At 52.6% G+C, this 25096-nt stretch carries 31 protein-coding genes and 1 tRNA gene; 18 read left to right on the top strand and 14 right to left on the bottom strand.

Translation table 11 applies throughout. The features are described from left to right. Nucleotides 1-16: 16 nt before the first annotated feature. From rbsD to J2X66_RS01765, 7 genes are all read right to left on the bottom strand, one after another. Entirely contained in the window at nt 17-421 is a 405-nt protein-coding gene (gene rbsD / locus J2X66_RS01735; protein WP_310260095.1) for a D-ribose pyranase, read from the bottom strand. After that, the gene (gene rbsK, locus J2X66_RS01740) at nt 418-1335 is read right to left on the bottom strand and encodes a ribokinase (protein WP_310260096.1); all 918 of its coding nucleotides are present in this window, start codon (nt 1333-1335) and stop codon (nt 418-420) included. Before rbsK ends, rbsD begins: the two co-directional genes overlap by 4 nt. Before the next feature lie 57 nt (nt 1336-1392). Next, nucleotides 1393-2412 (bottom strand): LacI family DNA-binding transcriptional regulator, encoded by a 1020-nt coding sequence (locus tag J2X66_RS01745; protein ID WP_310260099.1) that lies wholly within the window; start codon nt 2410-2412, stop codon nt 1393-1395. Between the two features lie 3 nt (nt 2413-2415). After that, entirely contained in the window at nt 2416-3393 is a 978-nt protein-coding gene (locus tag J2X66_RS01750) for an ABC transporter permease (protein ID WP_027921561.1), read from the bottom strand. Continuing rightward, a complete protein-coding gene (locus J2X66_RS01755; protein ID WP_310260103.1) occupies nt 3390-4943 on the bottom strand; it encodes a sugar ABC transporter ATP-binding protein in 1554 nt (517 codons plus the stop codon). The genes J2X66_RS01750 and J2X66_RS01755 overlap by 4 nt, the downstream gene beginning before the upstream one ends. Nucleotides 4944-4998: 55 nt before the next feature. Continuing rightward, nucleotides 4999-5955, bottom strand: coding sequence for a sugar ABC transporter substrate-binding protein (locus J2X66_RS01760; protein WP_310260106.1), 957 nt, complete (start codon nt 5953-5955; stop codon nt 4999-5001). A 190-nt stretch (nt 5956-6145) separates the two neighbouring features. After that, nucleotides 6146-6592, bottom strand: coding sequence for a hypothetical protein (locus J2X66_RS01765; RefSeq protein WP_310260108.1), 447 nt, complete (start codon nt 6590-6592; stop codon nt 6146-6148). Between the two features lie 348 nt (nt 6593-6940). Here J2X66_RS01765 and J2X66_RS01770 point away from each other — a divergent pair, with 348 nt between their 5' ends. The 3 genes from J2X66_RS01770 (at nt 6941) to J2X66_RS01780 (ending at nt 9183) form a co-directional block, all read left to right on the top strand. Continuing rightward, nucleotides 6941-8029 (top strand): asparaginase, encoded by a 1089-nt coding sequence (locus tag J2X66_RS01770; RefSeq protein WP_027921565.1) that lies wholly within the window; start codon nt 6941-6943, stop codon nt 8027-8029. 169 nt (nt 8030-8198) lie between these two features. Continuing rightward, on the top strand, nt 8199-8489 hold the full coding sequence (locus tag J2X66_RS01775; protein ID WP_310260112.1) for a DUF1654 domain-containing protein: 291 nt from the start codon (nt 8199-8201) through the stop codon (nt 8487-8489). A gap of 4 nt (nt 8490-8493) precedes the next feature. Then, entirely contained in the window at nt 8494-9183 is a 690-nt protein-coding gene (locus J2X66_RS01780) for an endonuclease (RefSeq protein WP_059181191.1), read from the top strand. Nucleotides 9184-9250: 67 nt separating this feature from the next. On the opposite strand, the gene J2X66_RS01785 is transcribed toward J2X66_RS01780, so the two are convergent. Further along, nucleotides 9251-9616 (bottom strand): SPOR domain-containing protein, encoded by a 366-nt coding sequence (locus tag J2X66_RS01785; protein WP_310260116.1) that lies wholly within the window; start codon nt 9614-9616, stop codon nt 9251-9253. A gap of 250 nt (nt 9617-9866) precedes the next feature. Here J2X66_RS01785 and csrA point away from each other — a divergent pair, with 250 nt between their 5' ends. Beyond that, nucleotides 9867-10061, top strand: a complete 195-nt coding sequence (gene csrA, locus J2X66_RS01790; RefSeq protein WP_007938114.1) for a carbon storage regulator CsrA — start codon at nt 9867-9869, stop codon at nt 10059-10061. Between the two features lie 189 nt (nt 10062-10250). Here csrA and J2X66_RS01795 read toward each other — a convergent pair whose 3' ends face one another. Further along, nucleotides 10251-10706, bottom strand: coding sequence for a DUF2214 family protein (locus J2X66_RS01795; protein ID WP_310260119.1), 456 nt, complete (start codon nt 10704-10706; stop codon nt 10251-10253). A 458-nt stretch (nt 10707-11164) separates the two neighbouring features. Between J2X66_RS01795 and J2X66_RS01800 the strand changes: the two genes are divergently transcribed. Next, on the top strand, nt 11165-11917 hold the full coding sequence (locus tag J2X66_RS01800) for a carbonic anhydrase (protein ID WP_310260122.1): 753 nt from the start codon (nt 11165-11167) through the stop codon (nt 11915-11917). Between the two features lie 62 nt (nt 11918-11979). Here the strand turns inward: J2X66_RS01800 and J2X66_RS01805 are convergent, their stop codons facing one another. From J2X66_RS01805 to J2X66_RS01815, 3 genes are all read right to left on the bottom strand, one after another. Continuing rightward, nucleotides 11980-12174, bottom strand: a complete 195-nt coding sequence (locus J2X66_RS01805; protein WP_310260126.1) for a hypothetical protein — start codon at nt 12172-12174, stop codon at nt 11980-11982. Between the two features lie 61 nt (nt 12175-12235). Next, nucleotides 12236-12658, bottom strand: a complete 423-nt coding sequence (locus J2X66_RS01810) for an RDD family protein (RefSeq protein ID WP_310260129.1) — start codon at nt 12656-12658, stop codon at nt 12236-12238. Nucleotides 12659-12859: 201 nt separating this feature from the next. Further along, nucleotides 12860-12930: transfer RNA gene (locus J2X66_RS01815), tRNA-Val, on the bottom strand. 51 nt (nt 12931-12981) lie between these two features. On the opposite strand from J2X66_RS01815, the gene J2X66_RS01820 reads away from it, so the two are divergent. The 13 genes from J2X66_RS01820 (at nt 12982) to J2X66_RS01880 (ending at nt 23539) form a co-directional block, all read left to right on the top strand. Next, nucleotides 12982-13938, top strand: coding sequence for a site-specific integrase (locus J2X66_RS01820; RefSeq protein ID WP_310260131.1), 957 nt, complete (start codon nt 12982-12984; stop codon nt 13936-13938). 613 nt (nt 13939-14551) lie between these two features. After that, nucleotides 14552-14830, top strand: coding sequence for a hypothetical protein (locus J2X66_RS01825; RefSeq protein WP_310260135.1), 279 nt, complete (start codon nt 14552-14554; stop codon nt 14828-14830). A 233-nt stretch (nt 14831-15063) separates the two neighbouring features. Beyond that, a complete protein-coding gene (locus tag J2X66_RS01830; protein ID WP_310260137.1) occupies nt 15064-15642 on the top strand; it encodes a hypothetical protein in 579 nt (192 codons plus the stop codon). An 87-nt stretch (nt 15643-15729) separates the two neighbouring features. Next, nucleotides 15730-15939, top strand: a complete 210-nt coding sequence (locus tag J2X66_RS01835; protein ID WP_310260139.1) for a hypothetical protein — start codon at nt 15730-15732, stop codon at nt 15937-15939. Then, nucleotides 15939-16397, top strand: coding sequence for a hypothetical protein (locus tag J2X66_RS01840; RefSeq protein WP_310260142.1), 459 nt, complete (start codon nt 15939-15941; stop codon nt 16395-16397). Before J2X66_RS01835 ends, J2X66_RS01840 begins: the two co-directional genes overlap by 1 nt. Further along, complete coding sequence (locus tag J2X66_RS01845; protein ID WP_310260145.1) at nt 16394-18640, top strand: hypothetical protein; 2247 nt, start codon at nt 16394-16396, stop codon at nt 18638-18640. Before J2X66_RS01840 ends, J2X66_RS01845 begins: the two co-directional genes overlap by 4 nt. Nucleotides 18641-18683: 43 nt before the next feature. Beyond that, nucleotides 18684-19037: a hypothetical protein gene (locus tag J2X66_RS01850; protein WP_310260149.1), complete on the top strand. Its 354-nt coding sequence runs from the start codon at nt 18684-18686 to the stop codon at nt 19035-19037. A gap of 258 nt (nt 19038-19295) precedes the next feature. Then, nucleotides 19296-19481, top strand: a complete 186-nt coding sequence (locus tag J2X66_RS01855; protein ID WP_310260152.1) for a hypothetical protein — start codon at nt 19296-19298, stop codon at nt 19479-19481. A 381-nt stretch (nt 19482-19862) separates the two neighbouring features. Next, nucleotides 19863-20492: an HNH endonuclease gene (locus tag J2X66_RS01860; protein WP_310260154.1), complete on the top strand. Its 630-nt coding sequence runs from the start codon at nt 19863-19865 to the stop codon at nt 20490-20492. A 175-nt stretch (nt 20493-20667) separates the two neighbouring features. After that, nucleotides 20668-21132 (top strand): DUF6945 domain-containing protein, encoded by a 465-nt coding sequence (locus J2X66_RS01865; RefSeq protein WP_310260157.1) that lies wholly within the window; start codon nt 20668-20670, stop codon nt 21130-21132. Between the two features lie 770 nt (nt 21133-21902). Further along, complete coding sequence (locus tag J2X66_RS01870; protein ID WP_310260160.1) at nt 21903-22610, top strand: recombinase family protein; 708 nt, start codon at nt 21903-21905, stop codon at nt 22608-22610. 280 nt (nt 22611-22890) lie between these two features. Next, on the top strand, nt 22891-23205 hold the full coding sequence (locus J2X66_RS01875) for a hypothetical protein (protein WP_310260162.1): 315 nt from the start codon (nt 22891-22893) through the stop codon (nt 23203-23205). Between the two features lie 118 nt (nt 23206-23323). Further along, a complete protein-coding gene (locus J2X66_RS01880) occupies nt 23324-23539 on the top strand; it encodes a hypothetical protein (protein WP_310260165.1) in 216 nt (71 codons plus the stop codon). A 75-nt stretch (nt 23540-23614) separates the two neighbouring features. Here J2X66_RS01880 and J2X66_RS01885 read toward each other — a convergent pair whose 3' ends face one another. Then, entirely contained in the window at nt 23615-23887 is a 273-nt protein-coding gene (locus J2X66_RS01885; RefSeq protein ID WP_310260168.1) for a hypothetical protein, read from the bottom strand. A gap of 2 nt (nt 23888-23889) precedes the next feature. Next, nucleotides 23890-24144: a hypothetical protein gene (locus J2X66_RS01890; protein WP_310260171.1), complete on the bottom strand. Its 255-nt coding sequence runs from the start codon at nt 24142-24144 to the stop codon at nt 23890-23892. Between the last annotated feature and the right edge of the window lie 952 nt (nt 24145-25096).

Genomic DNA, 25096 nt, shown 5'->3' on the forward strand with positions numbered 1-25096 from the left:
CAATGTGTACAACGCGCTAGAACGTCACCCCCGACACCAGCACAATGTTGCAGTACGGCGCACACTCACCTGTACGAACAATCGCCCGCGCCTGTCGGGTGAGGACCTTGAACTGGTCATGACTGAGCAACTCGCGCGAACCCAGAGCGCCTTCAGCGTTCAACTCGTCCAGAACACTCAATGCAGGTGGCTGCTTGTCGAGAATCTCGCGAGCCAGCACATGGCTTTCGACCTGCATTTCGCTCAGCACAACTTTCAATGTACTGACAAAGTCCGGAATCCCCTGGGTCAGCGCCAGATCGATCAGTTCGACACCTGGCGGCACCGGCAGACCGGCATCACCGATCACGACCCTATCGCCATGACCCAGCGAGGCAATCAGCCGCGACAACGCGACATTGAGCAATGGTGTTTTTTTCATGGTGCTTTAAATGCCTGTACGTCGGACAAGGTCGGAATCGAGGGTTGCGCGCCTGCACGGGTGACCGAAAGGGCTGCGGCAACCTGACCGAAGCGGATCGCCTCAGCTTCACTGCTGCCAGACGCTAATGCGGCGGCAAATCCACCCACGAAGGTATCTCCGGCGGCGGTGGTATCGACGGCTTTGACCTTCGGTGCCGGGAAATGCTCCAGGCGTGCCCCGTCGGCGAACAGCGAGCCTTCGGCGCCTAAGGTAATGATCACTTTACCCACGCCCATGGCGATCAATCGGGTCGCGGCGGTTTCCGCCGACTCCAGGGAATCCACCGACAACCCCGTCAAAGCAGAGGCTTCGCTTTCATTGGGGATCAGGTAATCGATGGCGGCAAACCAGTCGGCCGGCAATGGGCGACTGGCAGGCGCAGGGTTGAGAATGATAGTCTTGCCCAGCTCACGACCCCGCTTTAGTGCATGGCCCACCGTTGCATCCGGTACTTCCAGCTGACAAATAATCACATCCGCCGCCTGCAACACGGCGTCAAAACGGTCGATGACTTGCGGTGTCAGCGATCCGTTGGCACCCGCAACAATGACAATAGCGTTCTGACTGTCGTCATCGACCACGATCAACGCGACGCCACTGGAATCCTCAACGGTACTGACAGCCTGACAATCGATGCCCTCGACCAACAGGGCTTCGCGCAGTTCTGTGCCATAGGCATCGTTGCCCACACAACCGACCATCGATACCTCGGCGCCCAATCGGGCTGCTGCGACGGCCTGATTGGCGCCCTTGCCACCGGAAACGGTGGCAAACGACTGCCCGATCAGCGTTTCACCACCACGCGGCAGCCTTGGCGCCCGGGTTACCAGGTCCATGTTCAGACTGCCTATCACCACTACTTTTGCTGGCATACATTGCTACTCATTAATTCTTTATCTGCAGTGCTTTTGGTTTAGCGGCGCGGTGTTTCAACGAAACTGGGCAAACACGCCGGCGAGCGGCGCTGTCGACTCTCGCAGCACAATGCTGGGCGTCACGATGCGCTGATCGGTGGCCATGTCCGGCGTGGCGATCCTGCGCAAAAGCACCTCAGCCGCCATCTCACCGAGCTGCAGTATCGACTGCCCCACGGTGGTCAGCGCCGGATAGACATAACGGCTCATCTGGATATCGTCGAAGCCGATCACCGACAGCTCGCTCGGTACGCGAACATTGCGTTCGGCGGCCGCTCGCAGCACGCCGATACCGATCATGTCGTTACCGGCAAAGATCGCACTGGGCGGATTGCGCTCCAACAAAATCGCTGCCGCGTTGTAACCGCCGGTGCTGGTGAAGTCGCTTTCCAGCATGCGCTTGCGATTGACGTCGACGCCCGCCTCTTGCAAGGCACGGCAATAACCCGCCAGACGCATTTGCGCCACACTGGTACCTGCCGGACCGCCGATCATGGCGATGTCCCGATGCCCCAGTTCCAGTAGATGCCGAGTGGCCAGATACGCGCCGTATTCGTGATCAATGCGCACCAGATCGGCATTCACACCTTCCAGCCCGCGGTCGACGATGACCATCGGCGTGCGTACACCGGCGAGACCTTCCGCCAGCCCCGCATCGCCACCGGCCGACGCCACGATCAAACCGTCGATGCGCTTTTCGAGCAATACGCGAAGGTAGCTGCGCTGCTTGTCCGGGTTGTCGTCGGAGTTGCAGAGAATGACGCAATACCCCTTACGCTCGCAGTAATCCTCGATGCCTCGCGCCAGTTCGGCGAAGTACGGGTTGAGGCTGTTGGGCACCAGCAACCCGATGGTCGCGGTGGTTTTGGCTTTCAACGAACGGGCTACGGCGCTCGGCACGTAGTCCAGCGTCTTGATCGCCTCTTCGACCTTGATCCGCACCTCCTGACTGACCGGCCGGGTCTTGTTCACCACATGTGACACGGTGGTGTAGGAAATGCCCGCGAGTGCGGCTACATCCTTGATCGTTGCCATGATTCAGGTCCGCCGGCTTGCGCGTTGACTGCGATAAGTATCCAGCACCACCGCCACCACGATCACCGCGCCGGTGATGATGCGTTTGGTGGGCTCGGTCGCGCCGATTTGCGCGAGGCCCGCTGCCAACACGGAAATGATCAGGACGCCGAAAAAGGTGCTGATCACCGAACCACGGCCACCCATCAAGCTGGTGCCACCGATGACGACAGCGGCGATGACCTGCAACTCCAGCCCGGAGCCAGCATTGGGATCCGCCGCCTCGAGCCTGGAAATCTGAAACAACGCGGCAATACCGGCCAGCAGCCCCATCAAGCTGAACACCAGAATCTTGTAGGGTTTTGGATTGATCCCCGCCAGACGCACCGCTTCTTCATTGGTGCCAATGCCGATCAGGTAGCGACCGAACACCGTACGAGTCAACACGGCCTGCGCGATGAAGATTATCAGCAAGGCAATGATGAACGATGGCGAGATGCCGAAGGCAATCGGGTTGGACAGCCAGGCGAAGGCATCACCGATATAAGCGGTGCGCGACCCGGTCATCTGATACGCCACGCCCCGGGCCATTTCCAGCACGCCCAGAGAGACGATGAATGACGGAATCCGCCAGGCCACGGTGATCGAACCGGTAATGGTCCCGGCCAATGCCGCCGCCGCCATGCCGAGCAATGCGGCGGGCAGGACGCTCCAGCCCCAGCCGAGAATGGCCACGCTGACCGTTGATGCCGCCAGCGCCAACACCGAACCGACCGAGAGGTCGATGCCACCGATAATCAACACGAAGGTCATGCCGACCGCCAGCACCATCAGATCGGGAATCTGGTTGGCCAGGGTGCTGAACGTGTCATAAGAAAGAAAGTGGCTGCTCAATACCGAGAACAGCGCAATCATCGCCAGCAAGGCACCGGCCAGGCCCAGATAGGTGCCCAGGCCGTAGAAGTTGCCACTACGTTTGCCGGCAGAAGATGCAGTTTTCATGGAAGGTCCCTAGGCGCCGCTTCATTGAGCAGCGCATCACGTTTTTGGTAGCCGGCAAAAGCGGCGGCAAGCAAGTCATCCTGGGTCCAGCTGTCGCGCTCGAACGTGTCGATCAGGCGCCCCGCCGACAGCACACCGATCCGGTCGCAGATCAGCATCAGCTCGCGCAGATCGCTGGACACCACCACCAGCGCCTTGCCCTGGCGGGTCAGCTCGCCGAGTAACGCATAAATGTCGAATTTGGCGCCGACATCGATGCCACGGGTGGGCTCGTCAAACAACATCACCGAGCAATCACGCTCGAGCCAGCGGCCGATCACGACCTTTTGCTGGTTGCCACCGGACAGTTCGGAGACCAATTGTGTCGGGCTCGAACTGCGGATGCGCATGGCGTCGATCTGACGCCGAGCCAAAGACATCTCGTCGCCGTTGTTGACGAAACCGCCACTGGAAATCACCGGCATGTTGCCCAAGGCAATGTTGGCGCTGATCGATTGGGTCAGCAGCAAGCCTTCGCCTTTGCGGTCTTCCGTGATCAGGGCGATGCCGTGACCCACTGCATCGGCCGGCGAGCGGATACTCACCACCTGAGCCGGAGACCCGAGCGCGACCGTGCCGCTGTCCGCAGTGTCGGCGCCGAAGATCAGGCGCAGCAACTCGGTGCGCCCTGCTCCGATCAATCCGGAGATCCCATAGATTTCGCCAGCACGCACTTCGAAGGACACATCGCGAACCTTGTCCGAACGACTCAGGCCCTTGACCGTCAACGCGGGAGCGCCGATCTTGCGCGGCCCCATGTCCATGTGTTCGCCGAGCTCACGACCGACCATCAACGTGACCAGTTGCTCGCTGTTGTAATTGGCCATCGGCTCGACGCAGACCAGGTTGCCGTCGCGCAACACCGCAATGCGCTGAGCGACCCTCGCCAGTTCTTCAAGGCGATGGGAGATATAGATGATCGACACGCCACGGGATTGCAGGCGGGTGATCTGCTCGAACAACATTTCGACTTCACGAGCCGTCAGCATGGCCGTCGGTTCGTCGAGGATCAGCACATGGCAGTCGCCGATCAGGTTGCGGGCAATCTCGACCATTTGCTGGTGGCCGATGCCGAGGTCGCCGACCAGCGTGTCCGGGTCGATCGCGTCGAGGCCGACCTGGGCCATGGCCTCGATCGCCGCTTTGCGCAACTGCTTGCGACTGATCCAGCCACCGTTGCTGGGCAAGTTGTCGAGAAACAGGTTTTCCGCCACCGACAGGGTCGGCAACAGATTGAGTTCTTGCATGACCATGCGGATGCCCAGGTCTTCAGCCTGGGTCCGGCTGCCGGGACGGTAATCCTGCCCCTGGAATTGCATCTGGCCGGTGGTCGGCGTGACCAGCCCGCCGATGATCTTCGACAGCGTACTTTTGCCGGCGCCATTCTCACCGGTCAGTGCCAACACTTCACCGCGGATCAGCGTCAGGTCGATGCCGGTCAGTACCGGCTGAGCGTAGGTCTTACCGATACCGCTGACCGTGAGGACAGCGTTCGGAGCGCAAACGGACATAAAACTCTCCCTGTGCCCGCCCGGACGGGCGAGCACCAGTGTGTCGCCAGAAGGCTTACTGGGTGACCAGTTCTACCGGGGTTTCGATCACGCCGTTGGTGCCGCTGTCGACCTTCTCGCCCTTGATAATTTTCAGCGCAGTCTCGATACCGAACACGGCTTGTCGGGCTGCAAACTGGTCGGCGGTGGCCAGGACGCGACCATCCTTGAGCATCGGCTTGATCGCATTAATGTTGTCGTAACCGACTACTTGCACCTTGCCAGCCTTGCCCGCTGCACGCACGGCGGAAACGGCACCGACGGCCATGCTGTCGTTGCCGGCCAGCAGGGCTTTGACATCCGGGTATTCGCTGAGGATCGAGGCGGCAACCTTGTTGCCCTTGTCGATCTCCCAGTCACCGGACTGCAACGAAACGACTTTGATCTGCGCCGCTTCCATTGCATCTTTGAAACCCGCGGTGCGGGCCTGGGCATTGGTGGTGGTGGACACGCCTTCGATGATGCCGACTTCGTCACCGGCCTTCAGTTTCTTGGCCAGGTACTCGCCGACCAGACGCGCGCCTTTGCGGTTATCCGGACCTACGAACGGCACCATCATGTTCTTGCTTTTGAGGACGGTCGGGTCGAGTTGATTGTCGATGTTGATCACGGTGATGCCGGCATCGATGGCTTTCTTGATCACCGGAACCATGGCCTTGGAATCCGCCGGCGCGATGACCAGGGCATTGACCTTGGCGAGGATCATTTGCTCGACGATGCGCGTCTGGCCAGCGGTGTCCGTTTCGTCCTTGATGCCGTTGGAGATCAGGTCGAATTCGCCAGAGTGGTCTTTTTGATAAGCTTTGGCGCCGTCTTCCATGGTCAGGAAGAATTCATTGGCCAGGGATTTCATGACCAGTGCGACTTTGGGTTTTTCAGGAGATTCGGCGAAGGCCGATGAGATGGGCAGCGCGGCGGATGCGACAGCCAGCATAGCGACAGCAAGAAGACGTCCAGCGAATGGCAGCTTCATGGGTTCACTCCGATCTTATGATTATTGTGAGCAATGCTTGCGCTGGGGTAATGCCTGGACTCCGATCGTCGACGGAATGAACTACCGACAAGCCCGCGCAAACGTTTGCGTAGACCGAACTATGCGAACCCTGCTGCTATTTGTCAACGACCTGTTTTGTGTCTCCGTTGGCAAAAACCGACCTGCCACGTCAGGCAACGGTGCTGATCAGGCCGCCTGTGCTGGAGTCCTTGGCCAATTCTTTCACTAGATTGCCTGCCACTTGTGACAGCGCGCCGTTGGTGTCCGCGATTTGCCCCTGGATCGACATTACCGCCGTGGCCTTGGCTTCCGGGGTCGGATAAGACGCTGCCTGTGCGGCCGCCAGTTGTTGCTGTTGCTCACGCAGTTGCTGTTGCAGTTCCTGCATGCGCTTGAGCAGCACCTGCACCGCAATACTTTGGGTGCTGCCGCCCTTGGACTTGGCTTTGTCCTGAGCACCGCCACCGGTTCGAACCTGGTTGTCGCTGCCCTCTTCCTTCCCCCGCACCCGAGTCGCGGTGTCAGCCGTCGCTTCGCTCAAGGCATTGATCGTCGACGGGGACTTGCCGCCGATGGTGACCGCGCCCGCATTTGGAAAACCAACAGAAAATGACATGGGAACTCCTGTAAGAAAAAAAACCTTAACGGGGCATCGACCGACGTCAGGGTTTCTTTAGCATTGATTCCTGATTTGGCAAGGAGACCTTCTCTACAAACGTCGTAGGCATTTTCGGAGAGCCGAACGTAAACGCTCAACCTATTCGGAAACCCGGACGCATTCATGTTTAACCTCCACCAGGGCAAAGATAATTTCATTTATAAATCAATTGGTTAAAACTTTTTCTCGTTCAACGTCTGGCTGGTACAGATCCTGCTCTTCACCTACACCCCCGGCGTTCAGATCTGCCGGGGGCGTATCTAGATGAACTTGCATCAGCACCGTCTGACTACTAGAGAGAAAATAATGAAATCTGCCTTCAACACTTTTATTCCGGGCGCTTTGGCCCTCCTGCTGCTACTCCCTACCGCCCTTCAGGCAAAAGAAGTCGAAACCCAACAGAAACTGGCGAACGTGGTCATCCTGGCCACAGGCGGCACCATCGCCGGTGCCGGTGCGAGCGCTGCTAACAGCGCGACGTATCAAGCGGCAAAAGTGGGCATCGACCAGTTGATTGCCGGGGTTCCAGAACTCAGCCAATTGGCTAACGTTCGTGGCGAGCAAGTCATGCAGATCGCCTCGGAAAGCATCACCAACGACAACCTGCTTCAACTGGGCCGTCGCGTGGCCGAACTGGCGGACAGCAAAGACGTCGATGGCATCGTGATCACCCACGGCACCGACACCCTGGAAGAAACCGCCTACTTCCTGAACCTGGTGGAGAAGACCGACAAGCCGATCATCGTCGTCGGCTCCATGCGCCCAGGCACCGCAATGTCAGCCGACGGCATGCTCAACCTGTACAACGCCGTCGCCGTCGCCAGCAGCAAAGAAGCGCGCGGCAAGGGCGTCCTCGTGACCATGAACGATGAAATCCAGTCGGGTCGCGACGTCAGCAAAATGATCAACATCAAGACCGAGGCGTTTAAAAGTGCCTGGGGTCCGCTGGGCATGGTGGTCGAAGGTAAGTCCTACTGGTTCCGTCTGCCGGCCAAGCGCCACACCATGGACTCGGAATTCGACATCAAAACCATCAAGAGCCTGCCTGACGTAGAAATCGCCTATTCCTACGGCAACGTGAGCGACACGGCGTACAAGGCGCTGGCTCAGTCCGGGGCCAAGGCGATCATCCACGCTGGTACCGGCAACGGCTCGGTTTCCTCGCGGGTCGTTCCGACCTTGCAAGCCCTGCGCAAGGATGGCGTGCAAATCATTCGTTCGTCCCACGTCAACGCCGGCGGATTCGTACTGCGCAATGCCGAACAGCCTGATGACAAATACGACTGGGTGGTCGCGCATGACTTGAACCCGCAAAAAGCCCGCATCCTGGCCATGGTCGCACTGACCAAGACCAACGACAGCAAAGAGCTGCAACGGATGTTCTGGGAGTACTGATTCGCCCTCGCCCGACCGGTTCAGGTCAGGCACGTTCTTGACCACTCGTCAGCGTTGACGAGTGGTTAACACCCTTGGCAAAACTCCGATAAAAGTTTTCTCCTCTTCCTACAGCAAACGGAAAAAACCGCTGTCAGATTATTTTCTTGAATTTTAAGCAGTTGCGAAAATGCTTACAGTTAAATACTGTATGCACGTACAGCTTACTAAGGATAATCCTGTGGCCACCCCCTCTGCTCCTCCTGACACCTATGCACGCATGGGTCTGCGCGTTCAGAAAATCATCAATTCCCCCACCGCTCAAAAAGCCAAAGCAGCATTGATCTTTCGCCTGCCGGATGAACCAGTGCATGAGTGGGAACAATTGCTCGAAGAAATCGACGAGAACGACAACGTCACCCTCGCCTATCGCGACGATGGCGGTGTGCAGATTTTCTGGGTTGTGCCGAAGGAAGATTGAGTCAATGAGTGTCCGTTGGCTTGCTTTGCTGGTTTTATTCATCTCCCTCGGGGCCCAGGCTGGCGCCCCACGCACCTTCAGCGAAGCCAAAAAAGTCGCCTGGAAACTGTATGCACCGCAATCCACCGAGTTCTATTGCGGCTGCAAATACACCGGCAACAAAGTGAACTTGGCCGCCTGTGGTTATGTGCCGCGCAAAAACGCCAAGCGCGCGTCCCGCATCGAGTGGGAGCATATTGTCCCGGCGTGGCAGATCGGTCATCAACGCCAGTGCTGGCAGGCGGGTGGGCGCAAGAACTGCACCCGTTACGATCCGGTATTCCAGAAGGCCGAAGCCGATTTGCACAACCTGGTGCCAAGCATTGGCGAGGTGAACGGTGACCGCAACAACTTCAGTTTTGGCTGGCTGCCGGTGCAGACCGGTCAGTATGGCTCATGCCTGACCCAGGTCGATTTCAAGGCCAAGAAGGTCATGCCCCGCCCTTCCATTCGCGGCATGATCGCCCGGACTTATTTCTACATGAGCAAGCAATACGGTTTGAGCCTGTCGAAACAAGACCGCCAACTATACGAAGCCTGGAACAAAACTTATCCAGTTGAAGCCTGGGAACGTCAGCGTAACCAGAGCGTAGCGTGCGTCATGGGTCGCGGTAACGAGTTTGTCGGGCCGGTGAACATGAAAGCCTGCGGCTGACTTCCCGCTGGAAAGTAAAAAGGCCTCGGCATAAAACCTGAGGCCTTTTGCCTTTTCAGCCACTGCGTTACTGGGCCGCAGGACGCTCGATCACCAGTAATTCGACATTCTGTTTCTTGGCCCGCGCCAGTGCTGCAGCCACTTCTGCCTGCTTGGCCTCGGTCTCGGCTTTCGAACTGAATGGCCCCATCAAAATGCGCGTCTTGCCGTTTTCCATGATGACGTTGGAGACGAAGCTGTGTTCAATCAGCCAGCCACTCAGATCGCTCACTGCCTGGGGTGTTTCGCCTCGAACTTCGAGGTCCCATTGCGGCCCGTTTGTCGCGGCGGGGGCGGAAACGACCGCCGGCTTCGTTTTTTGAGCGTCAACACCCTTCCCTTCACCGCAGCCAGCCAGCGCCAATACAGCGATTACCAAGACCATTTTGCGCACAACGGTTCCCTCTGAATGCCGAAAGCGGCGATTTTAACATTCATGAATACTTCTCGAGTGCCGCAAAATGGGCACAAAACAACGAGATTGATGGTTGCGGCCTCTGTATAGTTACGCCTTGGGAATTAATGCAGCATCTGCGCGTCAGAAAGAGGCACCCAAACCGTGAGACTTCGCACTAATCTATACATACCACCGACCTCTGCACTGTTCGAATCAGGTGCCCTACAAAGCAATCAAGGAGAAGACCATGCTGATACTCACCCGCAAAGTCGGTGAAAGCATAAATATCGGTGACGACATTACGATCACCATTCTGGGCGTGAGCGGCCAGCAAGTCAGGATCGGCATCAACGCTCCGAAAGACGTTGCAGTGCACCGCGAAGAGATATATCAGCGCATTCAGGCTGGCCTCACCGCACCAGACAAGCCACAAACCCCCTGAATCCTGTTGCAGTCAGTAGCCAGCCCGTTCGCCCTGAACACCGGCTGGCTAAAGATTCGAGCGCCGCAATGCCCGCCGGCTCGCTCCCCCTCTCCCGCAAAAACTTCAAGCCGATACTACCGGCATATCTCATGCCATGGCTGTCAGACGTTTCCGAATAATCCCGAGGAAGTACGTGACCGCTCTCGGTTAACCAAAGGTTACCCCACGCGCCATCCCCGTCGCCGCGATGACCATCAGCAACACCAGCAAGCCTTCGATATGACTGAAACGAGCAAACAGTTTTGCCCGAGCGGTATCGATCGTCGCGCCACGCCCAAGTGCAATCCGCCATTTGATCAGCGTCACCATCGGGGCAACTTCAAGCAGCAGGATCAGCACAAAAAGCGTCATCTTGAGGTGGAACAGTGGCTGATGAAGGTAGTAATCGGTGCCTTTTTCGTACCCGCCAAACGCCCGCATCCCGCCGGTGATCAGGAGGATGACCGCAGAAATCCCCCACAGGTTATCGGCCACCAGCACGCGCCGAGCTTCCCCTGTCCCGGCGGCCAGGCGACTGAATGCCGTGCCGCGGTTCAAAACGGCCCAGAATGCCAGCGCAATGGCCAGCAGGTGAATTGCCGCAAGAGACCAATGAACCAGCATCGATGTACCCCCATCAGACCGAGTTTGAGTTTGGCCAGACAGTAGTAGCCCAAAAGACCGGGATTTGCCCGGGTTTGGGCGGGTGTCCGAAGGGGCAGGATAAATTTCAGGCAAAAAAAATCCCAAGCAGCTGATGGAAGCTTGGGACTTAAAAATGCATAAACCGTGGTGGTGAACGCGGGGCGATAATATCCCAGCAACCCACTTGTAACAATATATTTTTGACCACCGGCCGGTTAAAAAAAAATCGTAAGCCCTTAAATATCCACACTTTTTTTATGGAGCATGAGCATGGCTTTGGCGAAACCAAGTCATCGCAAACGAAACCAACCGGACTGAAAACAGCACCAGAAACATTACGTCACAGACGGTCTAGACTCCACCACACAAGAGCGAAAGGCTTCTGAAAGCACACGCTTTTGACAGCTAGCCCCCCCTTTCACCTGAGTACACAAGCCATGTGTGAATCATGTGATTCAAAACCGCTTCAAACCGCGGGTAGTCGCCGTAAGTTCCTGAAGTATGCTGGCTTCGGAGCCGGTGCCCTGCTATTGGCTGGCACCCTGCCTGACCATCTCCTCCAGGCCGCCGAGAAAACGGCGCCGCCCCCAAAACCGCAAAACTCAATCAGCCCCGACATGGCCCTTCAACGATTAATGGAGGGAAACGAGCGGTATGTTTCCGGCACCTCCAAGACTCATGACTTCAAGGCCGAACGAGAAGCCCTGGTCACAGGCCAGAACCCGTTCGTGTCGGTACTCAGTTGTTCTGACTCTCGTATCGCCCCCGAGTACGCTTTTGACACTGCCCGGGGAGATCTTTTCGCCATACGCGTTGCTGGCAACTTCGTCACTGATGAGGGCTTGGCCAGCCTTGAATATGCTGTGGCGGTGCTTGGTTCACCACTGATCCTCGTGCTCGGGCATGAAGACTGCGGTGCGATTAACGCAGGTATCAAGGCGGTAAAAGATCACACCGTTTTTCCTGGCCACATCCCGAAACTGACTGAGGCACTCAAGGGCTCTATCGAGACGGTACTCAAGGAGCCGGGGAGTCTTCCCGCTAATGCGGTAGCGCAAAATGTTAAAGACTCGGTCAAGCGACTAAAAAATGCTTCTCCCCTGCTGACAGACGCCCTCAGCAAAGGCACGCTGAAAGTAGTGGGCGGCGTTTATCGCCTGGCAACCGGGAAAGTAGACCTGATCGCCTGATTCCAACACCAGTCATTGGCATAGCCAGACATGAAAAGCCCAGCGCAATGGCTGGGCTCTGGTTATCTTCTGTTTTCCATCATCTTGTCTGCGAGCGCCTTGGCTCTTTCGATCAACAGGTTCTGCCTGTCTTCGTGAGTAGCCCCACCTACGACCGGGGCCGTCAGGTTGCTCTCCGCAATCAATGCAGCGCAGAAAAACTGATCCCAAACAGTTTTAGTCCCTGACGTCTGTTTGTTCGTTTGGTCGGCGATCATATGCGGCTCCTTTTGATGAGGTAGCACCGCCAGTTTACGCCTCATTGCTGCAAACCGCCCTTTACCTGGATCGAATCACGATCGTCGACGCGAGCATATCGCCAAGACGTTTGCGCGAACCAAAGAAAATAAAGATCCAGTCAAGAATACTCAGGAACGGTGTGGTGATATTGCGCACAAAGGATTGATAAAGATTGCAGTCTAGGTAGCTACGCTCATCTACGACCGACATGCCCAGCCATTTTTTGCCAACGCTTTGACCATTGGGCATAGCGTCGGAAAACAGGTAATAACCCGTACCCGCGCCCAGCGCCAGGATGGCGACCACGGTGGGAGGCAGACCTACGAAGTCGCCCGTTCGCCCCACAAACAAGAACAGAAAGAACGTGATGAGCGAGTCGATCATTTGCCCACCCCACCGACGTCCCAGACCCGCCAGGTTTTTTGGCTTTTGATATTCGTTTTGAGTACTACTGACATCCATGCGTCGTCGCCTGTTCGTGGTTGGTTACAGGCTCATCGGCAGCTGATTAGCAACATTTAATGGCGCATTGAGATTTGAGGCGACACGAGGGAAAGCTCTAACGAGCTGGATTGTTTGTAAAAATTGTAATATCACGAACAACAAAAAAGGGCCCACCTTTCGGTGAGCCCTTCTAGACCGCCCAGCAGAGCGGATTTTGTTTGGTAGGCGCGATTGGACTCGAACCAACGACCCCCACCATGTCAAGGTCTGCTTGAGCAAGCTGCAAGCCTTGGTGCTCAAGGGTTTCACAGAACGCCCATTCACATTATGAGGCGTCAAAAATGGCCAATTTCCGCTTACTTCCGTCCGGCAACTGGAACGCTCAGGTACGGGTAAAGGGTAAATCTCCACAGTCGAAAACCTTCAGCACCAGAGTTGAAGCAGAGTCATGGGCGAACCAGCTCGAAGCTGTGACGATGGATCGCAAGCACCACACCATTTACACGCTGGGCATGACCTACTGCGAAACGATGCTCAAGGGCAAAGGCAGTTACGACCACGCACTGAAAATCGTGGAACATCTGGGCAGGCACTTCACGCAGCCCATTCACGAAATCACCCCGCAGATGATCAACGACTTCAAGATCATGCGATTGAAGACGGTGAAGCCATCGACGTGTAGGACGCAGCTTGCATTCATGTCGCGGTTCTACCGTTTCGCCAAACGCGGCTTGCTGATGGACATTCACAACCCAGTGAGTGACATCGCGCTTCCAAAACCCGACCGGTCTTCTGACAAAGTGATCCGTGCGAGTGAGCTTGAGCGACTGCTGGCGAAACTGTCACCAACCATGAAGCTCATTGTTGAGTTGGCGTATGAGACCGCCATGCGGCGCTCTGAAATCCTAAAGCTGACGAAAGACTGCCTGCACCTCAAAGAACGCATTGCCGATGTGATCGACGGGAAGAACGGCACACGATCAGTTCCCCTCACCCACCGAGCTGTGGAGATACTAGAGCTAGCCCAATTGTGGGCCACTGTGGAACGCTATCCAAATGGAGTGCTATTCGCTATCACTCCACACGCCGTGTCTCAGGCTGTACGTCTTGCACGTGTAAAAGCTGGGCTTGATAGCAGCGTCAGACTGCACCAGCTCAGGCACACCAGAATCACCAACGTCGCTAAGAAGGGATTCAACAATGCACAAATCATGATCGTCTCAGGACACAGGGATACTCGATCCGTAGCGCGTTACTCTCACCTGAACGTCAGGGATGTGTTGCACCTCATCGACTGATGTACCGATGACCAGTTGGGGGCGGAATATGGCAACGCCACCCGCCTCCACTGGCTTTCAGCCCATCCTAGATAAAATTAAACTTACCACTTGGCACACATATTGCTTGACAAAGCCGGTTCCCGTGATACAATTGGTTATAGATGGAGATAAAATCTTTCTCCAACAAATTCTTCTGTCTAGCTCCATGCTGGCAGACTCGCCGGGTTTAATTCCTTTTTCCCGGCACCTATTCAAGATTTCCACACTTCCATTTGTGGATTCCTCAGCCAGCTTCTTACTTGCATTTGAAGCTCAGCGTTCCAGCTAGTGAACGGCACTACTAGCAACTCATTCTCCTACTGCCGCCTTACAGTGAAATGTCCAATACGGGTTAACTGCTTCCCGTGATTGGAGTTTCAATTAAGGCAACTACATTGTTATGGGATTGTCATGGACGAGATGACAGAAAGAATCGGGCCATTTATGGCCCATTTTTTCGTCCAACAAAAAGAAAACACCACTAACCAAACTAATAACCAATTCACTATGGAGGCCAGCCCATGCGACCTGTTACCCGAAATTGTGAGTGCTGCGGCGCTCCATTTATTGCACTAACCGCGAAAGGCAAGACTTGTTCAAGACGCTGCCAACGCAATCTAACAAGAAAGAAAAAGAAGGAAACCAACAATGCCAGCAAAAACTGAAGTCTGTAACTACTGCTTACGCTCTTACACAGCCCACACTTGCAGAAGCCAATATTGCTGTGAAGCTTGCCAGAAGGCAGCAGCGAGACTTCGCAAAAGACAACTGGATAATCCAGCAAATCAAATCCCACAACACTACTAAGGAAATCGTCCATGACTCCCGCAACAAGCATAACAATAAATATCAACATCAACATCAACATTAAACCGTCTCTCATCCTTGGAAAGTCTAGCGAACAACTGGCAGCAGAGTACAGAGAACGAGCTTCTGAAGAGCAACATTCGCTAGAACAACCAGAATAACCCTATCACACAAAAGAGATAACCCCATGCAAGCTTTTCTAGTAACAATTTTGATGTCTTCCAGCGTATTTGTAACCCTTTCGCTGATAGCTGTCGATGCAATCAAACCCAATAAAATTCACACAGGAGATACAAAATGACAAGTTTTAATCAAGCAACTCTGGACGCTCTCAAAGCAGAAGCCACTAACACATACAAAATCCGTACTGACGGATATGATGCCTATGCAACTACTTGCCCAAAGACTCTACGAGCCATTCCGGGCTGGGTTATCGGTGCTGAAGTTGCTGTGGTCGTAGTTGGACCATATGAAATTATCCCGACTTACATTGAATACGCAGCGAAGGGCTTCACATATCATCCAACTGGAACAATGGCGACTGGCGCTGGTCAGCGAATCCACTTCTATAAACCGGAAAGCCCGAAGATGGTAGACGGCAAAGAAGTTAGGATTGAAGGCGTACCTTACCAGTGCGACGACATCATTAAGATTCATGATGAAGTTGAGGCGAAGTATCGTGCTGAATGTGCTGCTACCGACAAAGCAGCGAGCGAAGCTGAAGAAGCTCGTATCTACGCAGAAGCTCTTGCTGAAATTCAACAAGAAGAAGCCGCCGCACTAGCTGATAAAGCCGCAGTTCGTGCTGCACAGATTGAAGCTCGTATTGCTGAGAAGTCTCAAACCAAACCAGCAACCAAACGAACTGCAAAGTAAAGCTGTAATAACTACGGGGGCAATACCCCCAACATCTTTCAATATCTCGTCCATACAAACCCACCTACTTATTAAGGAGCACTACCCATGCAAGCAATCCAATTGAAGCAACAACAATCCGAATTACTGGCCTTCATCTTTGCCATTTGTTCTGATGACCCAAACCAAAAATTTATTGGTGAACTTGGAGCATTCGAGCTTATGAAAAAACTCGATGAATCTACGCTTAACCTAGCAATTGAAATGTACACAATCCTCAAGACCAAAAGTCAAACTCCTACTAAAGGAAACGATTAATGACACTATCAATTAAAAGACAATGCGGGAGACATCTGGCAGCCTTGTTTGAAACTGGCAAGCATTATTCAGTTTATATGGTCGGACCAAAAGTCCACCTTCGCAACTTCACAAAGTTTCTCCCACGCTTCCTAAAGCAACGAATGGGGAATCGTCCAAAGTATCACATCTTCTGGTTCGCAACTACAGAAGGACTGTGCGTTGCTATCTCTGCCAATATCGCTGTACGTCGTATTATCGATAACTTCTATCAAGAAGCGGTGAAACTGAAGTACGTCGAAGGTGCATATCAACTGTACATTGGCGGCAATAAAACAAAGCTAACTACAACGCTCGCAGCTCTAATGCTGGAATACCAATCGCAAGCGGGTATTCGTACACTGGGTGGAAGTGTTGTTAGCGCTACAGCAGATCAGACAGCAGCACGCATGCTAGTACAGCAAGGTAATCCACTATGAGCACTCATGAAGAAATCGCACGGCTAACGGGCAAGCTAATCTTCCAAGTTGATAGCGCCCCACTCCAACGCTTCCAAGCTTTGATGAAACAAAGCACACAACACATGGCCAAGTTGGGGATGGAATACAACAAGCTTGCTGCTGCCATGAACAAAACTTTGAAGGTGAAAGTTGATACGACTGCACTGGACAAAGCCAAGGGTAAACTTGACCGTGCATTGAGCCGTGAGCACAGAGCTGAAGTTGCTTTGGCAAACCAGAAACGTACAACCTTTGCAGCAGAACTATCCCAACAGAAGTTGACGTACGCAGGAACGAAGCAACAAGCCAACTTGGTATCCGGCCTTCTAAAGAGCCAACAGGAAGGCGCTGTAGTCGCTGCCAAGGCCCATGCAAGTCAAATGCGTAGCAATGGAGTAACCAAGCAACAACTCGCCTCACAGAACGCTCTAACAGCCTCTCTGACCAAGCAAGCACGACTAGACGCCATTGCTGCCAAGACTCGTGCAACAACTCTCAAAGCTAACAACCAGCATTTGATGTCGATGACCAAGATGCAGCGCGTGCAGCAGGTAATTAACCAAGCGAACGCTACAGCACAGCAGCGAGCCACAAAGCACACAGCTCAACTCGCAAGCCTCAAGCAAACGAACGCCAACAAGTCTACAAACCAAGCTCAGAAAGATCAGAGATTTCAGTGGGCTCAAGCGCGTCAACAACAGTGGCAAGCCAACCAGAACGCAAGAAACGCTCAGAGCAACCAGAGTAGATTTGGTGGAATGGGCGGACTCCTAGCCCTTGGTGGAATCGGTGGCGTAATTGGTGGATTGACTCTTGCCATTAGCGGCCTTTCCAATCGAATTCAGGAGAGACAGGAAGGCGTGCAAGAGGCACAGGGCTTTAACAACACATTCAGCTCTATCAGCAAGAATCCTGAAATCGTCAAGTCTTACAGAGACTCTTTCATTAAATCCCAGAACCAGAATGGAGGTGCGGTTGACACTGACACAGCCAAAGACTTCAGAACTCTTGCGATCAACATGGCCGCTGCTGGTAAGACACTGGATGAAATCACCAACACTTGGAACGTGCGTCAACAAGCGTTCTCTGTAGCTGGCACAACGAAAGACGATAACAGGGAGTTGAATAAACAGCTTGGTCAACTCGCCTCAGATGGTACTGGCTCTAAGGCAGACGCAGACATTATCAATAATCGTATGCCCATGATTGTTCCATTCGTTGTTAAAGCGTACATGAAAGAGAACAAGATTGATGATTTCCAAATAGGTCTAAAGTCTTTTAACAAAGATTTGAAAGCCGGCAAGGGTATCAAAAACTCTTGGTATGAGGATGCATTCAAAAACCTTGTTGCCGATAACGCACCAACACTTGAACGTAACCGCAACAGTGTAGCTACTGCTCAACAGAGAGCGGATAACCAAGTTTACCTTAATACTAACAACATCAACTCCAATGCTGAACTATCTCAAGTAATGAAGGATCGCATTCAAGCTGAACGAGACTTGAATGAAGCAATGCAACCGCTCAAAACTTCCCTTGCTAACTTCGACATTGCACTGACGAATGCTCTGACTGGCACTCTCCGCATGATGACTGGCAAGAATGCGGATGGTACAGAGAAGACAGATCAAGAGAAGACACAGGCAAGTATGACAACAGCGGATATGCCTGTAAGTTTGGGAATGGTTGGAACGCACGACTATTCGAATATTGATGGCAACTCACAACATCAAGGCGGTCCTGTTGGAGAGTTCTGGAACTGGGTGCTTGGCGTAGAAGACCAACGAGATAGTTACAAGAAGCAAGCTAAAAGCATGTCACTTACTCCTGACATCTGGAACCAGAAAGAGGCGCCATACCCTCAAGCTGTAATGCCCGGATTCTTGCCACAACTTGGACTCAATATGGAGAATTGGCAGAAGCAAGCAGAAGGTTTTAGTCGAGTGCAGGAAGCTAACAAGGCTGCCGAACCTGCTAACCAACCTCCAGTTGGAGTAATGGCACGAACCACCAACAACATTGCCCCAGTCGTCAATATCGAAGGCTCTAAGATCAATATTGAATTTCACGGCGGAGCCACTGAAGCTGATAGTGCATTGCTCTTGACCAAAATGACTCAAGAGCTTGATAAGCGGGATGCCAAGCTTCCACAACTTGTAGATCAGGCTGTTGGCAACATCATTGGCCAAGCTCGCTCCATGCAATCGCAAGTTAGACAATAAACGGGGCTCTAACTAGCGCCCTCCCCCCAAAGGAGACAACCATATGGCCGATATGAAAATCGGGATGGGTTGGCTCGGGACAATCTTTTTCTTAATCGCTTTAATCTTCGGACTTTCCCTCTTCAGTATCTCGCTGGTATTCAATGGCGACTCCGATACGTTAAAAAAATCCACAGCCTACACAGATCAACGAATAATTGAACAAAAGGTATATGTGGACCATCGCACACTTGAACTCCGAGAAGAGTACATGGGTATCGCTCAACGCCAAGACACATCCAACCGTTACCTGATTCTCTTAACTTGTACAGCCAAGAAGACAATGAGCGAATGCAAGCAAGAGCAAAGAGAACTCGACCAACTCCAACAAGAAAGCCAGCAACTACATAATGAATAATCCAACCAACAGGAGAAACAAAAATGAATATCCGCAAGCAATTACTGCAAAACCACTTCCCTAAAGAAGTAACAGAAGCAATCTTGAAATCTGCTGAAGGGCTCACAGCCGAACAATTCTTGTCATTTACAAATTTGTAATGGCAGAGAAAACAAGTCTTACCGAGATTTATAACAAAGCTCTCCAAAAAGAGGCCGAAGTTACTCAACCAATCGACTACACACGTGCAATCCTTGAAGCGAAATATGGAAAGAAGTAATGCCTAAGCCAATCCTTTCGCTAAAGAAGAAGCCACAGACTGAAGAAGTCCCAACCAATCCACCCATGATAATTGAAATCAATATCTGGGATTACATACCAGAAGAGGAATTCGTTCCACGTCAACGCAAACGTCGCAAAGACAGGCATATTGAACAATATCGTAAAGATTCTAGATGGCAATGAGAGAATACAACACATACGACAAGTATGGGCTCCTACAAGGGCTTCTGGACGCTCTTGGCAAGCATACCAGCGCTATCCCACTACAAATGCGCTTAGACATCGCCAAGGGCGTTATAGACGCCCTCCCAGAGCACTCCGAAGATATCCATATCCCTGATATTCCACGAGTGACACAACGAGAACGTTACAGGCAACAAGCCCCTGTAACAATCTCTCCAACAATAGTTCCAACCCTCTCCCCGCTCGGTGCATTCATAGCACACTAAAGCCACTTCCCTGTGGCTATCCTCCGGCAATACTTCCCTGACTTTCCCCACATCACACAAAAGCTCGTGGCACGTCCCGTATTGCCTTCTACCGTCCTAGAAGGAACCAATTACAATGCAACGCTTCAACAACCCAATTACCGAAACTGAATCTTTCCACCATTTGGATGTGTACTTTAGTCTTGAGCATATCAAATGTACCTCTGATGAAAAATGGAGAATCATCCCTGACTTCTCGCGCTATCAAGCATCTACTAGCGGGCGTATCCGCGACGCTTACACTATGGAATTCATCAAACAAAACTTCTGTTCCAAACAACATTACAACCGTGTAACTCTTACAGGTGATGACGGCAAACGCGGCCCACAGTTTGTTCATCGACTAGTTGCCAAAGCATTCGCAAGTCTTCCACTAACCAATGGAGATGGTTGGTATATCGACCATATCAATCATAACGGTGAAGACAACCGCCCTTGCAACCTTCGTGCAATCTCTGCAACAGCTAACGCCAACAACAAACGCAACCAAACTCGATATTGGTACGAAGAACTTCTAATGACAGTTCCGTTGATCTTTGCACGACGTTATGGCGTTAGGGTCACGCTGGAAGGAAAGACTCTCCCAGCATATAGTCGACTACTTCGATTCTTGAAGAAGTTTCCAGACTTTACATTCGATGCCGCCCTTCTGATTACTGAAGAAGGACATCCGCAGTATACCCACCCTGAATTCATCATCGCCTAACTAACCAATTGACAAAACCCCAACTTTCTGGCAGGCTTTACCCCTCACTTCAAGCACTCAACCGCATCCAACGCCCACAGGCGATCTAGGAGCGCGGTGTTCTCGTGCTTGAGATTTGACCAACAGCCATCCAGCGAGGTGACGGCTACCAGAAAACTGACACAGGAGAAGAACAATGACAGAAGCATTTATCAAATTCCCCAAGGCCCTCATGGCCGCTACGCATTACATCAGCCTGACCACAGGCGAAGAAGTGCGATTCACCCCGTCGAACAAGATTCTGTGGCTTCACATTAAGGATCGATACTATTTCTTCACCAGCTTGGGCAACGAGTGGTTCGACAACCAAGAAGCCATCGCCACAGCTACAGATAGCAACGTCAGTACGGTGAAGCGGTTCTTGGCCCAACTAGCCGAGCACGGCTACCTCAAGACCTCGAAGAAAAAGGTTGGGGGATGCACATTCTCGAATAGTTACATTGTCGTCCAAGACCTTGTGCTGCCTGCCGCTGGAAAGCGCAGGGCGACACCTGCGAGCCCGACTGTGCAACTACATCCCAAGCCAACACTGGCTTATAGCGCCGCCGATTCTGATGACGATGACACACCAGTCTGGGAATGGAAGTATCAAGTTGCTTGATGCGGCAGCTCAAATTGAACCCCCCAGACAGCTCAAATTGAGCTATGCCGGTAGGTCAAATTGAGCTACTAATAAGAATGATATAATTAAGAATGAAATATAAATAAAGAGACAAAGCGACAGCTTTAAGGCTTAGCACACTGAAATAGTATCACATAATTTCTTTATAAATTATTAACAAAATAAATAAGGACTACCTCCGTCAAGCTAGCTTGACAGCGATGATTAAATCTTGAGCTCACGCTCAACGATTAGCACGAATAAGGCGAGAGCCTTGAGAGTATTTCTTCTTTCATAGTATTAAATAATTTCTTAATTAATTACTAATAAATAAATATGGTAATACTTCTCTAAATGGCTTCATGTCGTATGCTGTCGCATACCAGATATATCCTGCTCGTGTGCTAATAACCGTCTAACAACCTGATCCCATCCAAGACAAACCCTTTCTCCAAGACAGTTTCCACACTGAACGTACGCGCCACCAGAGTAGCGAACCCCCGTATTTATTGGCTTTTATTGTCTTTGTGCTTGGCCTGATCCTTCCACCCGCATCAAAAAATAGCTTTGTGCAAAAACAGTACAATATTGAATTCCCACCTGATTGCATTCAGATACCGTCGATCCGTGCAACCACCTTTCAACGAATACGACGAATGGTATCGAATCAGCATTTATCATTTGCAGGAATGCTCGTTCTCTCAATTGACAAATATGGGTTTCAGTCTGACAATGGAGCCTCAGTCAGCCAGTAAGCCAAGGATCAGAAAATGAAAGTAGTTGCTTACATTCGAGTTTCCACCAAGGGTCAGGGCGAAAGCGGTCTTGGTTTGGAAGCTCAACGCGACTACATCACTCGTGCTGCTCAACAGAATGGTTGGGAGATCGTTGGCGAGTTCGTAGACGTGGTATCTGGCAAGCTGGCTATTGAAGAACGTCCTGAAGGATTCAAAGCACTGGCTCTGTGCAAGGAGCAGAAAGCACAACTGGTAGTTGCCAAGCTGGATCGCTTGTCTCGTTCGGTGCTTCACATTGCACAACTCATGGAGCAGATAGACTTCAAAGTGGCGACGATGCCACAGGCTGATAAATTCCAACTCCACCTCTTCGCAGCACTGGCGCAGCAGGAACGAGAGTTCATTGCCAACCGTACCAAGGAAGCTCTGGCAGCCCTTCAGAGTCGTGCTGATGCTGGTGATGCTGTCGCAGTACAGAAGGTGAAGAATCGTTCTGATGCACTAGCCAAAGGCCGTGCTGTTGCTGACATTACAGTTGCCAATGAGCAGCGAATGAAGAACGTCAACGCGCATCAAGCGACCCTACAACCACACCTGCTCGCCTGCCTTTACAACAAAGTGAATACGCTTCAGTCAGTAGCCGATTGCCTCAACACCAAAGGCTTGCGTACCCCTCGTGGTAGCGAGTTCACACCTACGGCAGTACGTCGCCTGATGCTCGCATTCAACGTCTCGTTCTAGGCTGTGAGAGCTTCCAGCGGCCTAGGGTTATTTACGAATTCCGCAGCTTTCTATTTGAGCCCATCACTTCTTGCTAAGCACCTGGGACACGACGACCGTTTTCAGAATGGAGGGGGGTGCCTTCCAAACTCGGGGCCATTATTTTTGGCGGGAATTTGGGAAATCGAATCAGAAGTGCTATTCCAAAAAATACGGATTTGGGAAATCGCAGTAGACGAATTAGTAGCGCAATGCCACCGTATCGAATACAAAGCGAATCGAACTGCATGGAGCAAAACAGTTGAAAGTCATTCTGTACCTTTGGATGTGTACCAACACCTTCGTCCCCGGCCAGACCGATAGCACCGGCTGTATGACGCCCATGATTGACCAGAAGGTTTATGAGTCGGTGGAGTCTTGTACTTATGAGGCAATCCAGCGCCAAGCTGTGGCGGGATTCACTACGATGAAGCAACAGCCAACACCGCAAGGAAGGATGCTGAACGCCATGGACTATCGGTGCGTAGAGTGGGACGGGGAATCCGCAAAAATCCATCCAGAAAATACATTCCAATCCGATTGGGCAAAGAGCGGAATACGGTTAATTCGGCAATAGAATTCAACCGGGAGCAATGCCATCGTGCATTTCCTAATGGAAGATGGTGAGAAGGGTGTTGAATGCCACACGGTTTCTTACAGATGTTTATGAGCCCCACACAACCATGGACGAACCAATGACTAATAACAACGAAACGATGGCTGATGCACTGGAACTGCTCCTACTGAACCAACATGCAATCGCTGCGGGACTTGAGGAAGTGGCGCTGTGGATCGAGGCACGCGGCTCTGTCGATACGCACGACAACATCACCACCGCATTGGGAACGTTAGATTTGAATGCAGACGCGATAACCACAGCCATAGAGAAGCTGCGTCAAAATCACCAGTAGCTAAAAACCAGATAGGTAGACGTGAAAAGCCCCGCCGAAGCGGGGCTATGCATCACACCAAGACTTTCAAGGCTATCACTGCCTCCACTCTGTTGGCTGCTGCTCTCCCGGCATTACCAACGCCTCATAATTCGAGATGCCCGCAGCACGCGCCGCAGCCGCCACCGTTGCTCTCGTAAAACTGACCGCACTGTCTATCGTGTTACCTGGAAGGAACCACGCGGTCCACAAGGTCGTGAGCTTGTGCTTTGCGTAGTTTTGCCCCCTGAGATACTCGTTAAACTTAGCTCTCGCGGTTTGGCTCACGCTGCCATTCAAGTCAACCGTTACGGTTACATAAATAGTCATGATTACTCACCCCGCGCTTGGTTGGATTGGGAGACAACAGACGCAGCAAGGGCTTTCGTTTCCTCACTGTATTTGTCGCTCTGGAGAACCTTGCCCGCAACCGTTTCCATTTCAGCACTTGTCTGCTTTGTGGAGTGGGTTTGAGCTAATGTCGAAGCGGCGAGGCGTTTTGCAATCGCGGATGAGTTTGAGTTGCTGAGGGTTTCGGAGGCCAATTTGGCCACCTTGGATGACGTCTTCTTACTATTGATGCTCATACGGTGATACTCCCAATTTTAGGTTTGTGTCAGCCCGTATGGAGTACCGACCAGCAGAGAGCTGTTGACGATCCCGTCAATGTTTGGCTCAATGCTAGACCCCCTAGGGCTAACGTAGTCACTACTGTTTAGCTTTGGTTGGTGCGGGTGGTTGTGGTCGGTCTCGACAACTTAAATCACAACCATTCGCAGACTTTTCTAAGTACCTCATTCGAGGTCAGCAGCTAACGGTAAAACCCTATATGTAGGGGTTTTGCTCCGCTTACGCCCAGCATATTGCGTTTTGCGTGACGATTGCAACGTACTACCTGTGGATAAACCAGTGCGTAAATGCATCTAAAAAACGGAACCGACCTGCAAGCCCCGTGCCGACTGGCCCGGTACGTTTAAAGTTTTTTTTCAGAGGGTGCGTGATCGCCGTACTGGTACACCATTTTCCCCGCCTCCTTGTCACCCTCCCGCCGGTATAAATCGCTCAGCGTCCAACGTAACCGCTCATGCTCAACCTTGAGCGTGCCTAGCTCCCTACACGTCTGACGGTACATCGATATCAGCCCGGATAACTCCTTGTGTGCGCTCCGAAGATTCCGGCGAGTCAGCTCAAGCTCCGAGCACAACAAGTCGCATTGATGCTGTAACAGCTCTTCATGTGAGGGCAAGCCAAGCTCAAACCCTGCTTCATCGATTAGGTCGTCTTTCATTTGGGTAGCGCCATATACTGTACACGCATACAGTACAGTTTGAAAAACGGTCGCTCAAGCGGGAGAAGACAGGTGGTGGAGAAGACGTGGATATAGAGGAAGGATTGCGCATCAGAAGCGGCTAATTTAGTCGTTCACATTGCCCAGTGTGAACGGAGCCTATATTTTGTGAACGTTCTGAAGAAATCCAAGACAACAAAAAAGGGCCCACCTTTCGGTGAGCCCTTCTAGACCGCCCAGCAGAGCGGATT

It is taken from the genome of Pseudomonas sp. 3296 (assembly GCF_031456615.1).
Taxonomy (GTDB): Bacteria; Pseudomonadota; Gammaproteobacteria; order Pseudomonadales; family Pseudomonadaceae; genus Aquipseudomonas; species Aquipseudomonas mucoides.

Coding starts and splice junctions, on each gene's coding strand:
- J2X66_RS01865 (WP_310260157.1), top strand. CDS start 20,668: ATGACAGAAGCATTTATCAAATTCCCCAAGGCCCTCATGGCCGCTACG.
- J2X66_RS01775 (WP_310260112.1), top strand. CDS start 8,199: ATGCTTACAGTTAAATACTGTATGCACGTACAGCTTACTAAGGATAAT.
- J2X66_RS01880 (WP_310260165.1), top strand. CDS start 23,324: ATGACTAATAACAACGAAACGATGGCTGATGCACTGGAACTGCTCCTA.
- J2X66_RS01830 (WP_310260137.1), top strand. CDS start 15,064: ATGACAAGTTTTAATCAAGCAACTCTGGACGCTCTCAAAGCAGAAGCC.
- J2X66_RS01810 (WP_310260129.1), bottom strand. CDS start 12,658: ATGGATGTCAGTAGTACTCAAAACGAATATCAAAAGCCAAAAAACCTG.
- J2X66_RS01860 (WP_310260154.1), top strand. CDS start 19,863: ATGCAACGCTTCAACAACCCAATTACCGAAACTGAATCTTTCCACCAT.
- J2X66_RS01870 (WP_310260160.1), top strand. CDS start 21,903: ATGAAAGTAGTTGCTTACATTCGAGTTTCCACCAAGGGTCAGGGCGAA.
- J2X66_RS01850 (WP_310260149.1), top strand. CDS start 18,684: ATGGCCGATATGAAAATCGGGATGGGTTGGCTCGGGACAATCTTTTTC.
- J2X66_RS01795 (WP_310260119.1), bottom strand. CDS start 10,706: ATGCTGGTTCATTGGTCTCTTGCGGCAATTCACCTGCTGGCCATTGCG.
- rbsD (WP_310260095.1), bottom strand. CDS start 421: ATGAAAAAAACACCATTGCTCAATGTCGCGTTGTCGCGGCTGATTGCC.
- J2X66_RS01780 (WP_059181191.1), top strand. CDS start 8,494: ATGAGTGTCCGTTGGCTTGCTTTGCTGGTTTTATTCATCTCCCTCGGG.
- J2X66_RS01755 (WP_310260103.1), bottom strand. CDS start 4,943: ATGTCCGTTTGCGCTCCGAACGCTGTCCTCACGGTCAGCGGTATCGGT.
- J2X66_RS01820 (WP_310260131.1), top strand. CDS start 12,982: ATGGCCAATTTCCGCTTACTTCCGTCCGGCAACTGGAACGCTCAGGTA.
- J2X66_RS01765 (WP_310260108.1), bottom strand. CDS start 6,592: ATGTCATTTTCTGTTGGTTTTCCAAATGCGGGCGCGGTCACCATCGGC.
- J2X66_RS01885 (WP_310260168.1), bottom strand. CDS start 23,887: ATGACTATTTATGTAACCGTAACGGTTGACTTGAATGGCAGCGTGAGC.
- J2X66_RS01840 (WP_310260142.1), top strand. CDS start 15,939: ATGACACTATCAATTAAAAGACAATGCGGGAGACATCTGGCAGCCTTG.
- J2X66_RS01745 (WP_310260099.1), bottom strand. CDS start 2,412: ATGGCAACGATCAAGGATGTAGCCGCACTCGCGGGCATTTCCTACACC.
- J2X66_RS01845 (WP_310260145.1), top strand. CDS start 16,394: ATGAGCACTCATGAAGAAATCGCACGGCTAACGGGCAAGCTAATCTTC.
- J2X66_RS01855 (WP_310260152.1), top strand. CDS start 19,296: ATGCCTAAGCCAATCCTTTCGCTAAAGAAGAAGCCACAGACTGAAGAA.
- J2X66_RS01760 (WP_310260106.1), bottom strand. CDS start 5,955: ATGAAGCTGCCATTCGCTGGACGTCTTCTTGCTGTCGCTATGCTGGCT.
- csrA (WP_007938114.1), top strand. CDS start 9,867: ATGCTGATACTCACCCGCAAAGTCGGTGAAAGCATAAATATCGGTGAC.
- J2X66_RS01835 (WP_310260139.1), top strand. CDS start 15,730: ATGCAAGCAATCCAATTGAAGCAACAACAATCCGAATTACTGGCCTTC.
- J2X66_RS01890 (WP_310260171.1), bottom strand. CDS start 24,144: ATGAGCATCAATAGTAAGAAGACGTCATCCAAGGTGGCCAAATTGGCC.
- J2X66_RS01750 (WP_027921561.1), bottom strand. CDS start 3,393: ATGAAAACTGCATCTTCTGCCGGCAAACGTAGTGGCAACTTCTACGGC.
- rbsK (WP_310260096.1), bottom strand. CDS start 1,335: ATGCCAGCAAAAGTAGTGGTGATAGGCAGTCTGAACATGGACCTGGTA.
- J2X66_RS01770 (WP_027921565.1), top strand. CDS start 6,941: ATGAAATCTGCCTTCAACACTTTTATTCCGGGCGCTTTGGCCCTCCTG.
- J2X66_RS01800 (WP_310260122.1), top strand. CDS start 11,165: ATGTGTGAATCATGTGATTCAAAACCGCTTCAAACCGCGGGTAGTCGC.
- J2X66_RS01805 (WP_310260126.1), bottom strand. CDS start 12,174: ATGATCGCCGACCAAACGAACAAACAGACGTCAGGGACTAAAACTGTT.